The organism is Agrobacterium vitis, assembly GCF_013337045.2.
In the GTDB taxonomy this organism is placed as follows: Bacteria; Pseudomonadota; Alphaproteobacteria; order Rhizobiales; family Rhizobiaceae; genus Allorhizobium; species Allorhizobium vitis_B.
In genome coordinates, this window is sequence record NZ_CP118263.1 from 94,968 (window position 1) to 107,955 (window position 12,988).

Here is a 12,988-nt window from a genome sequence, read left to right on the forward strand (position 1 = left end):
ATGAACCCGCCGGGAAATTCAAAAATTGGGCTCACCGCGTCGGCTAGATCCTCGCCCGACGTTCACTCCGGAGTTAACCCTGTCCTTCGTCCCAAGGAGTTCAGGAACCGTTGTGCTGGCTCCTCATCTGGCAGTCAAACGGATCGCTGGGAAGAATCATCTGCATCTTTCTTTTACGATGGAATGAGACTGGGCGCTGCAGAGCGGTCGGCATACGAGGCCTGGAATGAAACGGGCCGACCGACGTGGAAAGACCTCGTGCTGAGTGCCCGTCTTAATGATATCGACAGTTCCGCTTGGAATTTCGATGGCAGACAAACGACCTCGTCGGTTTTTGTCTATGAGGGTGTTCCTCTGGGGGAAGGAGAACGACGTGTCTACGAGGAATGGCCGGAGCCCGGACAGCCGGGGTGGCAAGAGCTCGTTGTGAACGCTCGCATTGCAGAACTACACCCGTCTGCTTCAGTTTCGCATGAGCGCGATCCCCCTGAAAGAAGCACGGAGTTCCGGTCCGATGCGCCCAAGCGCAAGCGGAAAGGCTCAATAGACCAAGACGAGAGTGTCCCTGCATCATTTTACTATGATGGGATGAGGCTCAGCTCACCCGAGCGCGAAGTATATGACAACTGGAGCAAACCGGAACCACCTTCGTGGAGAGACCTGATAATAGACGCGCGTCTTGATGCTATTGACAGGTCCGCCTGGTTCCATGAATCGGGAGGCGCTTCGGTCTTTGAGTACGAAGGGATCCCGCTGGGTGAGGGGGAACGCCTGGCATATGAAAGGTGGCTGGAGCCCGCGCAGCCCGGATGGGAAGATCTCGTCGTGAACGCACGCGTTGCTGAATTAAACCAGTCTGATCGGACCTCGTGTGAGAACGAAAGTCTTGAAGCAGGAAAGGAACTTCCACCTGACGAATTGGAGGGCATGTTGGGCTCCCCAATTGACGGTGCGCAGGACGCTCGTGCATCCTTTGTGTATGATGGAGTGACACTCGGAGCGCCCGAGCGTGACGTGTACGAGAACTGGGACAAGCCCGAACGACCCTCATGGGAAGATCTAATCCTGGATGCCCGCCTCGCTGCGGTACAGGATTCCTCGATCTCAAGTTTGGCGCCTGGAGAAGAAACCAACTCAGCTTTCTTTTATGACGGGATTGCGCTGGGAAACGCGGAACTCCGGGCATACGCAAGGTGGAGGCAGCCTGCTCAACCGCGGTGGCAGAATTTGGTGGTGAACGCGCGTTTGTTGGAACTTGACCCTTCGGCTTGGATTCGCGATGAACATGACCCATTTGAGGAAGTCGAGGAGCTCAACTCGCCTTCGCGATCGACTTCCCCAAGTGAGGCCAAGCGCACTTTGGGTAAGCTTGATCTCAATCGACCGGCCCACAGATGTGAAAAAACTTCAAAAGAAACGTGTCAGACAGGGCCCGGGACGTGCCTACGGTCGGAGATGCGGAGCGCAGCTCATGTTGAACTTTCTGGACTGAACGCGTGTCGGGAGAACACAATTGCCAGTGGCCATGCTCTCAATGGCGGAGGCAAGATAAAGAGGCTCGGCTTCAAAAGCCACTTGACTGGAAACGGGGCTCTCCAAGGGCTGAATCCCGGTACGAAAGGAACAGCGTCCGACGAAGGCGGACAAGTTGTTCCGCCAGTCCGATCCAGTTGCCCGAGAGGCGATAATATCGGCACATACGGAAGTCGTAGGAACGAACGGGCGCGGCTCGCTACCGAGACTGGACAATTCGAGTCGGAGCACATTTTTGGCTTTAAGGTGGTCCACGAAGTTTTACGCAGAACGAAAGAAGGCCGTCGTCTCGAAAGGCCAATGCCTGCCTATCTTGAATGTAAAGAGCTTCATCGGCAGCATGTTGGAACTGGATGGAGGCGAAGCGGGCTAGTTGGGCGTGGATGGACAGATGATTCCAGTTATCGCTCAGATCAACGAGCAACCTTGTCAGACCCTGTCGCGTCTGCTGAAGGTGCAGCGGCTTCAAACGGATATCAGTTGAATCAACTGGGTTACGCACACCAACTCGCCAAGGATGGCCTGCAAAGCGTATCGTCCGACAGCGTTACTATGCCAATTCGTGTCGCAACAACCAGCTACAATTATACGGTAAGCCGTGATCCCCTGCTGTCACCTCCCAGCAAAGAGCAAGAGCCGCCAGTGCTTCATCTTGGGCCTCGTGGGCAGACAGAAGCTGTACTCGCGCGCGAGACTGCACTGACCGGACAATGGCCAACGCGCGATCGTGAACGTGAAGTCTATGGAGAGTTCCTGGCCCTGTACGATTTCAAGATGAAACTTGAGACCAGCTCGCTCAGTGTACGGCAAAAGAGAAAGGAACTCGTCTCCGCGTTGGACCGAACCGCCAGTTTGATAGGGGCGGCGCCTTTGAAAGCTCAGTCGCAAAGCGCGGAACACTATAATACGGCTGAGTTGCCAGACGAACGGCGGGAGTATGATCCGCGCGAGCGAGGCCGACGAAGCCTCTTTCAGCGCTGACGGTGGTACAGGAATGACCAACCGATATCTGCAGGCCACCGCGTGCCGATCCTCTCCGGAAAATCGCGTCGAAGATATCTGTGCTTGGCCGTTTGCCCTTTTCGCATGAGAACTACCAGATCGCGCAAAGCTGAACGAGGGTTACAGATGAAACGATAAACCCGTTCAACAATTTGGTCCCGGATGGTAGTTTCGACATGTTGTCGATTTCCATCCGGACTCTGAATTATGCTGCAGGAAAGACCTGCTGGCACAGGAATCCGGAGAGATCAACAGGCTGTCACGACTGGCCATCGGACGACTCGCGCCCCGTGTCGCTGAGTTAATCGGCACCGCCACGTAGAGCAACCGTTCACGAATGACCGTGATTGACTGGAGCAGCAATCAACAGGAGCCGGGCTCTGCCCTGCAGGAGAACAAAAATGGCGATAGTCAAACTCAATCCCAGCAATAGCAGCAATTCCTCGTCGCCCGAGACACATCGAGAAATCCAACAGAAAAAGACCGATAATCACGAACCAAGCGGTTTCACACAGTTGGACCTCGACATGATCGAGCTGGAGAATTTTGTTCATCAGTGCCCGCTTCCCAACGAAGACCTGGCTGACTGAAAGGAGTTCGATAATGAATCCGAACAGTGAAGGCAGTGATGAAAACAGCGTCGTAGTGGGCGTGCACAGCATCGAAACTGCCAATGACGGTTCCACCAAGCGGCAGAAGATAGTCAATTCCGACACGACCAACGATTTCGAGATGGTGAGTAGCCAAGAAACCCACGAGTTTGGCGACCACGGCAGCAGCTCCGCTCAGACTGAAAGCCTCGAGTCCCGTCTGCATGAGACGAGCTCCCACCTTACGCAAGCTGACACACACAATGATTTATCCAGCTTGTTTGCAAACATGGCATTGCCGGGTCACGACCGGCGGCCAGATGAGTATATTCTTGTCCGACAAACCGGAGGTGACGCGGTCGCCGGTGTCACTAAAGGTAACCTCGAACATCTACCGACCAAGGCGGAATTTAATGCGAGCTGCCGTCTCTACAGGGACGGAGCAGGCAACTACTTTCCGCCGCCGCTCGCATTTGAAAGGATTGCCGCTCCGCAGGAACTCGATACAAAATCGCGTTTTCAACACAAGCTGGAAGTGTGGAATCGCGCTCATGCCGAGATGGGTATCACGGGTACCAATATTTTTTATCAGACAGATAAAAATATAAAGCTTGATCAAAACTACAGATTGAAGCCAGAAGATCGGTATATACAAACAGAGAAATATGGCCGCAGAGAAGTTCAAAAGCGCTATGAACACGAATTCCAGGCAGGATCGCTGCTCCCTGACATTCTGATCAAGACTCCGCAAAACGATATCCATTTCGTCTACAGGTTCGCAGGTGACAACTATGCGAATAAACCCTTCGATGAATTCCAACGCACCATAAAGGCCCAATATGGCAACGACACCGAGATCAAGCTTAGGTCGAAGTCAGGTATTATGCATGATTCCAAATACTTGGAAGCATGGGAAAAAGGCAGCGCGGATGTACGCTTTGCCGAGTTTGCAGGAGAGAATCGAGCCCACAACAAACAATTGCCGCTCGCGACGGTCAATATGGGACGGCAGCCAGACGGGAGCGGCGGGATGACTCGCGATCGCTTGGTTAGTGTTGGTTTCCTGATGCACAACGCACCCAATTCCCCCTGGGCGCTAGCGTTGAAAAAGGGAGAATTATGGGATCGCGTTCAAGTCCTTGCTCGCGACGGAAACCGTTATATGACACCTCCCAGACTGGAATATTCCGATCCCGAACACTTCACGCAGTTGATGGGCCGAGTCGGATTGCCCCTTTCGATGGGCCGACAAAGCCATGCGAACACCGTCAAGTTTGAACGGTTTACCGAGCAGGCAGCGGTGATTGCTTCGAATGGCGCGGATCTACGCGACATTCGAGACCTCTCTCCGGACAAAGTGCAGCAGCTGACGGATAAAGATGTGCTCATTGCGGATCGCAATGAAAAAAGCCAGCGGACCGGCACCTATACGAGCGCTGCGGAATATAAGCGCCTTATGATGAAGCTGCCAGAGGACGCTGCCCAACTGCTTGGCGGTCCCGCCGATAAGTATTCACGTGATTTTGTCCGCCCAGAGCCCACTTCCCGACCGATCATTGATAGCCGTCGGAGCTACGAAAGTCGGCCGCGGGGCCAAACTGAAAACAGCCTGTGACTTTGCTACTGCCGCGCCGGCAATGAGACTTGTCACGTCACAAGCATCTGATTGAAAGAGCTTAGTCATGGTCAACATCACAAAGAAAACGGTCGCGAAATCCCCTACAATCGACATGCGCCGCGCTACTCAGCGCCTGGTTGAGCAAATGCGCAACGCGGTGCTTACGGAAGAGAAGGCAATGAAGCGGCGCGGGCGGTTCGAAGCTCCGCAGAAGAAGCAAAAATACGCTGCGGATATTCGGCTCGTCGACAAGTTGGGCGCCAGCTTTCGGGGTGAAATCAGCTATAAACTTCTCGGAAATAAAAGGCTGCGAGTTGACAACGCAAGAGAATTGACGCGCGAGCACGGCCTACTAAGAAAAAACATGAAAGTTTTGAAGCGTAACCTGGAGACAGGAGCGTTTTATTTGAGTCTTCACGAAAGGAAGACGTGGGCAAGTGTTACCAGGCATCAATACGGTGAGGACGGCACTCTTCGTACAAAGCATGTAAAACATAGAGACGGACGTTTTGAGGAAAAATGGGAGCGGGACGAAAACGACACCCTGATCCGTACACGGTATGTCAACCGAGGCAGGCTCAACCGGCGGCTGTTTCAGGCCACGTCCGAAGAGATGACTGCGCCTTACCGCAGTGGACGAGAGAACAGACTTTATCGCAAACTAACCCGACAAGTAGGTTCCAAACGGGAAACATTTGAGCGGGACGACAAAGGTAATCTTGAACTTATCGCTCGCAAAGGACTTGGTTTTTCCAAGAATTCAACAAAATCGGAAGATCACAATACCTCATATACAAAGATTCGGAAACTTGGGGGCACTTTCAGCAAATCTTATAGATCTCTCCTGGACAAGGAAGGTAATGAACTGGGCCGAGATATCTTAAGTCACCGGCGGCTGTTCAATAAGAGATCGGCGATCTACGACGACGCCACAGGGGAACTGAAAGGCACTAAACATACTTTCGGCAAGCTTTATAAAAATGAAGCCGAATACCTGAGCGATCAGGTGATTAAAGTTTCGAAAAAAATACTTGGCGTGACAGTTCAACGGAGGCTGCGGGGGCTAAATGAGCAAGAACACGACGCCCAGACACTGCGCGCGTCAGAGTCCGTCCGTCATAAGCAGGCTTGGCAGGAGCGCGAGGCTGCTTCCAAATTCCCGACTCCAGATCGTCAAGCGAGAGTGGTGACTTTGGACGATAGCCGAGCGTTGCACATTCTCCCGCACCACAATCAAACCGGAGTGCAAGCGGGAACAAGCCTGTCGGAGCCTGTGGAACATCAGTTCTCGCCAACTTATCCGGAATCAAAGGTTCCGGCTCCTCTTCAGTTGGAGGGAATAGAGGGGCAGGGCAAACTCGAGGCATCGTCACACGTGTTATCCGGTGTGCGAGAACCGGCAAAAAAGGTGGATTCTCAGGGCCAGTCGGTGCCGTTAGTGCCGAACAGTCATGCGTTAGATCAAGGACACCAGGAGCTGTTGAACCTCCTGCAGAGTGTGCCAGTCCCGACTCTGCCAGCACATAATGGCGACGGGCTTGGGTACGATAACCCTGGTACATCCTTGCCAGAAAGCTCTGTGGCGGAGAGCTTGGTCCATGAACCTTCGGAGGGGCATGTGGGACGTGATCGCTTGACTAACGCCTCCATCGATCCACAAGCATTATTCGGCGAACCGGAATTGTCGCGCCTTTCAGAATTTAGACCAGCATCTCCCTCGCGAGTCGACCACCTGACAGGCTCGGAACAGGAAGCGTTGCTGAATGAGTTGCTTGGTATACCGCTACCTGTTTCTTCGCAGACGGTCGAACCGCGGGAGCTCAACACTCCTGAAAATTCGCGGAGTCGAGAACGCTCGGCGTCACGAGGTTTTTCACTCTAGACGGATTCACATACCAAGCAGCTCGAGCCTTCCGCCAGCGGAGCTGCGGGCTGAGACCGCCTTGCCAGGCTTGATGCGATAAGGGCCTTGGTCGCCACCATGATCCGTACGCGGTTCTTCCATGCGACCAAGCTGAAGAGCGGCATGTAGTAGAGCAGGTTGATTTCGTCCGGGTTCACCGGGTCAACACCGGTGCCCATCAACTCGGCGTCCACCATTACACTGAACAGATGGGTCTTTCTAATTGCAGATGGGGAGTCAAAATTGTTTTTTTGCATTCCGCTGCCGGGTCTATCGCGGAAAACGCCTGTCGCCCCCTCAAGGAGCTGGCCTTTCCACTGTTTATATGAGGTTTGTCAATCAGGGTGTTGATTAGGGAGGCATCTTGGCTTCTCCGATAGACTGCTCCAGATGTGAACCCTTGCGTGACGCGGCTTTTGAGCTAGCCGGATCCAGCTTATATACGGTCGCTGTGATGAGCAGCAGCACCAACATCCTGCTTTCGACGGACAGGGTTCAGGTGGACGATACCATACTTAAATATCGGCGTTTTGAATGCCAAACAGTGGATCGGCTCGCCCCACCTGGGGTCTTCCAGGACTGATCACATCCTGGAGGATGGCGGAATTTGAACGGTGGACGATCAGGCAGGCTGCACGATAGCCCCCTCGATGACCACGCCTGCGGTGATATATTTCCATAGGGCAACGAGTAGCTTGCGGGCAAGAGCGACAATCGCTGGCTGCTTATGTCGGCCGCCCGTTTGCGCCATTCGCTGCTTGAACCATACGGCGAGCGCCGATTGCGGCTGACGTCTTATGCGTCGACTTTGTACCGTTCACGGCGTCGTACCTGTGACGGCGGGAGCAGTCTTCGCCTTCCGGGGCAGATTGCCTCGGGATCTGCAAGGAAGCTTCACCGGACGCAAGCGACGCGTGAGCGTCCGGTGAGCTGTTTTTGCTGATCGGGCAAATCAGGCGATGTTCTGGCATTCGAACCAGCATTAGTGCTGACATTAATACCAGAACAAAGAGGTTTCATGGCTCGCATGGAGATCATGTCCGGTACCGAGCGCAGGCGGCGCTGGTCGGACGAGGCGAAGCTGAGGATACTGGCGGAAGCTGATGAACCCGGTGCTCGCATTGGTGAGGTGGCGCGCCGGCATGACGTTCATCCTGGCCAGATCCGCTTGTGGCGGAGGTCGTTCATCCGAAAAGACTTGCCTGAGTCCATGATCCTTGAGTACCCGCTCAAGGTCCGTCAGCGCTTGTAGCGATACCTGCGGCTCTCCCAGCTTCATCGCGGCACAGATCGCGCGGTCGAGCATCCACCGCTCCACGGCCGTCGTCACTCCAGGTTCGTGCTCAACAACGACGACTGCCGATCCGCGGCGATGTTCGCCGTAGTAACGGCGGACATGCCGACCGTAAAACGCATGCCAGCGGTAATGGATCTCGACTTCTGCCCCGATATGGGCAGAATGTTCGGTAGATGTGCCTCGGCAGAAAAAACTCTTATGACCATTATCAAGGTTTGAGGCGCGCTTTAAAACACCGCCTGCAAAGCAGGCAGTGTTTTAGCATTACGTAACGGTCGGGATGGGTCAGAGCGCCGGGAATACTCGACGGTTGCTCAAACTCTTGTCCTGGGATTGGCTACCCAATGGTGACGATGCGTCGGAAGGCTGCCTCGATCTGGCTGCGGACATAGGATAAACCCGTCCAAATTTTTGCCCGAGGATTCCTTCTCCGCTCCCGACGCCCTGACCATTCCCGATCGCTGATTATGGGTTAGCTGCTCAAGAAGCAGCCGACGTTGTTTCGGATTCAGTTTTGCGAGCAACATCCCATAGGAAGCCGACAAGCTCGCGAGCGACCGCGGTGATGGCCACGTTGCTCTTCTTACCTGATCCGACTAATTTGCGGTATCGTGCGCTCAACCTAACCTGGGCTTTCCAGGCGATGTCATTAATGGCCTGCGGGACGTCCGGGCGTCGCTTATGCATCCAGTTCCCAACCTTGGCCTGAACGCGGTAGGACCAGGCAGCTTCGAACAGCAGGGCGCGAAGGGCCGAGTTGCCTGTCTTGGTTATCCCGCGTGGCCGAACGGAACCGCCGCTTGAGTGCTCTCCAGGAATTAGTCCAAGGTATGCCATTAGCTTCCGGGGATTGTCGAAACGCGAAAATATTCCGATCTCGGCGACCAGTGTTGCGGCAATGACCAAGCCTATGCCTTTGAAAGCCTGCAGGTTCACCACTGTACGTGCCAAGGACCATGTCTGAGAAATGACAGCGATCTGATCTTCCAACTCCTTTTTGCGGGCCTCGGCCTGTTCCAGTCGATTCAGATAGCTTTGAAACGCGATCTGCTGCGCATAATGTTGGAAATGTCGATTGCGTAGCCAGGTCCTATGTCGCGACGTCCATGACTTGGCCGAATACCGAAGGTCATGCTTCAACAAAAACAGTTGGATCAGTGTTCGAGCTTTCCGCGCATCGTGAGACGCGACAGACCGGGCTCGCACTAGGTCCCGCATCGCCTCGTGCACGACATCAGGAACCCAAACGAAGGTAAGTTCTCCGGCGCGCAACAGCCTTGCAAGCATCACGGCGTCGCGGGTGTCGTTCTTCTGCCGATTGCCGGGCCGGACAGGGGTATGGCTTGGCGCGACTACCCGGCAAACAAAGCCCAACGCCTCAATTTGCCGAAAGACATTGTATCCACACGGCCCCGCCTCGTACAAACTCAACCCGTCCGTGCCTGCTCGAAAGTTTCTTTACAAGTTTGGAGATCGCGGCTGGCTCGTTCGGAATAGCTCCGAAGAGGCGGACCTCGCCAGAACGGCCAGCGTCTGCAATGGCAACGGAGATCGAGTCTTTGTGGACGTCCAACCCAATATATGCATCGTAGTCAGTCATGATGAATCCATCCTCCTATCGGCCGAAATGGCACCAGGCTATGCTGCGCTCACTGAGCGACATCGCAAGAAGGAACGGTCATAGCATCTGGTTATTCGCAGGCTCGGACAAGGGCGGTGAGCGCATCGCCAACATCCTGACCATCATCGAAACGGTCAAACTGCACGGCCATAATCCGGAGCTCTACCTGACAGATGTCCTGACCCGGATCCAGGATCACCCCAAAGACCGATTTGAAGATCTGCTGCCCTGGAACTGGATGCCAGCAAAAGCTCGATGCGAGGCCGCCTGATGGCTCGCTCGAGGTTCATCTATACGCTCAGCCAAGTCGCCGGCATGATCGGCGAAAACCTCGAACTGATCGAAGAAGTAACCGCAAACCCGGACAACATCTCCGAGGGCGAACTGGTTTACGTCAGCGATGGCAGTGAAGATGGCCCGAAGGGTCTGACCGGGAATGGCATCGAAGAACTTCAAAGCCTACTTGCCGACATCAGGACGTGGGACGGCGGTATCCGCGAGTTCCTCATCGACACACAGTGCGATCCTGAAATAATCGACCGCGTCATGGCCGATGAAATGAAACGCGGCTCGTAGCTTCCATCTCTCGACACCCGAAAACGCTTTCGCCGGACGCTCACAGCGACGCGGCGGCGGCGGCAGGATATATTGAATTGTAAATGTATCCAGTCTCGAGAATTATACACGGATCGCCAATGAATATGATGATAAAATTTGAATATAATTAAAACAAATCTATCTATTTAGTGTAAAGTGGAAATATATGTGAAGCACAGTTTCATTACATTGGGAAAATAAACAGATACATTTCGAAAAAATACATTGATTTGCTAAACCTAATAAACAAATTATTCTGGTTTCGATATTTTTATTCCGACGTTCCTACATCGACATCCAGATGGGGGCTTAGATGAGAAACTTCACGATCGATGCCCTGATTTCGCCATTCCCAGATAGCCATTTCATCTTCAGATCGATCTGAGATTACCCAGTCCGCAATCGTTGCAGAATTTCCTGGTGTTCCTTTTCTCCAACGTATGTGTTTCCGCTCGTCTGTCTCATGAGGTCGAGCCCTGCCTGTGTTAATGTCGATTGAGAACTCAGCCCTCTCGCCGGAATTCAGTAAGGCCGCGAAGTCGTAGCATCTGGTGACCGCAGCGAACTTTAGGTGAGGGCGTTTAGCTTTGATCATTGTATCCTCCTTGACGTAGTGCGCGAGTCTCACTGCAGCTTGATCAGAGTCGAAAGCCAACAAGACATCTTTATCGACAACCCGATCCAACAAATTTCTGGACACTTCGGAGAAAACAACATGTACCGCCACAACCCGCATGTCCTGCATCAGCAAGGAATCAATCCAGGCTTTGCCTGCCAAATACAAATCATCGACTGTGGGTTCACTAACTTGACGCAGACGGGCTAATCGGCAAAGTTCTTCAGGAAAAAGAGCGGGCATCAAAGCGATTGATTTTCTCCAATCAGATGCGGGCTGGGCTGTTAAAACTGCGTCGACAAAGGCACCACCGTCCGGGTATTCAAATGTGTAGAAAAGTACAACAGCTCTTTGATGGTATACCGGTCGGTGGCTAAGCCAAGCCACAATCACGTGAGCCTCGTAGTTCCTGCCGTCTAGGAAAATGGTGGCATCTGGATTAGCCGAGAATACCTTCCCCAATATTTCGTCTAACAAAGGAATATGATCAATGGTTTCACGATACCTATCCTGTATTATCCCATTGGACACCTCTCGAATAATAACAGGCACATTATTGATGTCTGATGAGTGAATTTCATTGAAAAATTTATCTCCCAGTTTTTCAGACACTCGCCAGGTATTAAGATCATGAGAAACCACAGGGATATTATCTGAAGTTAAACAGACGTCTAACTCGCTCAGATTACGTCCTCCTTGCCCCAGCGCGGCTAACAATGAGCTCGCGGTGCATTCTTGAATGCGGTTCCCTAAATTGAACATTCCTCTATGCTCAATGACCTGTAAGGGCAGGTTCTCCTCGAGCCGCTCTAGAAGCTTTGGGACAGAATGGCGTGCGAGAACCTCAGGGGGAGTGACGTTTTCTGGAAGATCCCAATGAAGCGTCCAAGCCGGCCAAGCGGTTCCTTCCATCTTGTGTGGCCTACGCTGACAAAGCACCTGCGCAAAAAAACGGGACGTCAGGACGCGTCTTGATGAGAAAACAACAAAGCATTCTTACATTCATAGCCATCTGCGAACTAAAGCGGATTGCCGGGAGCAAAATTTGAATTGTTGCGATCTCGAGCTAAAAGTGACAAGCAAAAAACTCGGTGCGACGTATAAAAATACCGGCAAGATATATATTTAAATGATGGATAAAGGCTGACAGTTTTAACTAATAATGTAGTGGGGCTCATTAACCTAGCTGGAATCACTGCCCGCCTAATCAGTCAGTGTCTTATTTTCGGTGTCAGTTTGTCCCCCACTATACGATTAGTTGCGCAAAATACTCAAACTGCAGGCCTCACATCGCGCCGTTGCCGGCGGTTTCACCGAAATGTGGGCCCTACTTTGAAAAATCGTCCAACAACATAAATTTGATGAGCTAAAAAACGAAATGCTTCGGTGCGTCTCAATTGATTCAAACCGCAATCCCGTGATTGATGCTATCGGGTAGCCAATATTAAGGGTACTCAAGCACGTATAATAATCAACCTAGACTGATTGACATTCAAAAAAGAACCCTCTTGTTCGATATGGATCACAGTCGGCCGATATTCAACGTTATCGACTGCTCGCATATACAAGACCGGCGTGAACTTGAAATCGTCCTACTTGCTACAAGGAGAGCTTATCTTAGGTTTGCACAACAGGATCTCATACCTGCTCAACGCTCCTGGATAGATTCTATCATTGATACCAATGTACCGATTGATCCAGCTATAGACGAAGTGGTCAAGCGCTTTCGCAGTGTTGCTTGCTTGCCAGCACCGGTAGGTATGTCCCTGAATATTGTACTCAATGATTCTCTAATGTACGTTTATTGTTCGTTTCAAGAAATGCGAAGGTATGCATGCGAGCGATTTTATGAGGGCTTTTCCGGCAAAGGCGTGGTCATCTCCACCGTTCCACCCTATTCCCAAGGAATAACAAAAGAAGCTATGAGGTGTTGGCAGAACGAGGTCTGTCACATTACAAACAATGAAAAAAATGATTTGGATGCTTATATTGCTTTCCTTCCGAATACTTCGCTTCAGAACACAAGTTTCTCGCACGTGAAGATCGACGGCGATGCCTTCCTGGCGCCATCCCGGGCTGACCCTTTCTGTGTTGAAATAGTCGCGGTCGGCAAAGCTCTCTTTCAGGATAACGGCCTGAAAAAGGCACCCAAGGCGGGGTGGTCAATGGCTCTCACCTCCTTGTTGAAGCGCTTGGTCTAATACGCACATC

General features: G+C 52.5%; 9 protein-coding genes and 3 pseudogenes. 8 read left to right on the top strand and 4 right to left on the bottom strand.

From position 1 onward, the window contains the following. The 4 genes from G6L01_RS27805 (at position 1) to G6L01_RS27820 (ending at position 6,625) form a co-directional block, all read left to right on the top strand. On the top strand, positions 1–2,514 hold the full coding sequence (locus G6L01_RS27805) for a virA/G regulated protein (protein WP_070149665.1): 2,514 nt from the start codon (positions 1–3) through the stop codon (positions 2,512–2,514). A 422-nt stretch (positions 2,515–2,936) separates the two neighbouring features. After that, on the top strand, positions 2,937–3,125 hold the full coding sequence (locus G6L01_RS27810) for a hypothetical protein (protein ID WP_060716588.1): 189 nt from the start codon (positions 2,937–2,939) through the stop codon (positions 3,123–3,125). A 13-nt stretch (positions 3,126–3,138) separates the two neighbouring features. Beyond that, positions 3,139–4,740, top strand: a complete 1,602-nt coding sequence (locus tag G6L01_RS27815) for a VirE2 family protein (RefSeq protein ID WP_060716589.1) — start codon at positions 3,139–3,141, stop codon at positions 4,738–4,740. A gap of 67 nt (positions 4,741–4,807) precedes the next feature. Continuing rightward, positions 4,808–6,625, top strand: a complete 1,818-nt coding sequence (locus tag G6L01_RS27820; RefSeq protein ID WP_060716590.1) for a hypothetical protein — start codon at positions 4,808–4,810, stop codon at positions 6,623–6,625. On the opposite strand, the gene G6L01_RS27825 is transcribed toward G6L01_RS27820, so the two are convergent. After that, complete coding sequence (locus G6L01_RS27825; RefSeq protein WP_060716591.1) at positions 6,622–6,903, bottom strand: hypothetical protein; 282 nt, start codon at positions 6,901–6,903, stop codon at positions 6,622–6,624. The genes G6L01_RS27820 and G6L01_RS27825 overlap by 4 nt on opposite strands. 365 nt (positions 6,904–7,268) lie before the next feature. Next, a pseudogene (locus G6L01_RS27830) lies at positions 7,269–7,445 on the bottom strand (IS110 family transposase); the annotation flags it as partial. Between the two features lie 237 nt (positions 7,446–7,682). Here G6L01_RS27830 and G6L01_RS27835 point away from each other — a divergent pair. Further along, positions 7,683–7,898: a transposase gene (locus G6L01_RS27835; protein WP_233741861.1), complete on the top strand. Its 216-nt coding sequence runs from the start codon at positions 7,683–7,685 to the stop codon at positions 7,896–7,898. A gap of 525 nt (positions 7,899–8,423) precedes the next feature. Here G6L01_RS27835 and G6L01_RS27840 read toward each other — a convergent pair. Beyond that, a pseudogene (locus tag G6L01_RS27840) lies at positions 8,424–9,543 on the bottom strand (IS110 family RNA-guided transposase). A gap of 76 nt (positions 9,544–9,619) precedes the next feature. On the opposite strand from G6L01_RS27840, the pseudogene G6L01_RS27845 reads away from it, so the two are divergent. Both G6L01_RS27845 and G6L01_RS27850 read left to right on the top strand, forming a co-directional pair. Continuing rightward, a pseudogene (locus G6L01_RS27845) lies at positions 9,620–9,835 on the top strand (transposase domain-containing protein); the annotation flags it as partial. Next, positions 9,835–10,140, top strand: a complete 306-nt coding sequence (locus G6L01_RS27850; protein WP_070147012.1) for a hypothetical protein — start codon at positions 9,835–9,837, stop codon at positions 10,138–10,140. The pseudogene G6L01_RS27845 and the gene G6L01_RS27850, both read left to right, overlap by 1 nt. A gap of 292 nt (positions 10,141–10,432) precedes the next feature. On the opposite strand, the gene G6L01_RS27855 is transcribed toward G6L01_RS27850, so the two are convergent. Next, positions 10,433–11,689, bottom strand: a complete 1,257-nt coding sequence (locus tag G6L01_RS27855) for a glycerophosphodiester phosphodiesterase family protein (protein ID WP_081344251.1) — start codon at positions 11,687–11,689, stop codon at positions 10,433–10,435. 605 nt (positions 11,690–12,294) lie between these two features. Here G6L01_RS27855 and G6L01_RS27860 point away from each other — a divergent pair. After that, positions 12,295–12,978, top strand: coding sequence for a RolB family protein (locus G6L01_RS27860; protein WP_070167544.1), 684 nt, complete (start codon positions 12,295–12,297; stop codon positions 12,976–12,978). Positions 12,979–12,988 lie beyond the last annotated feature (10 nt).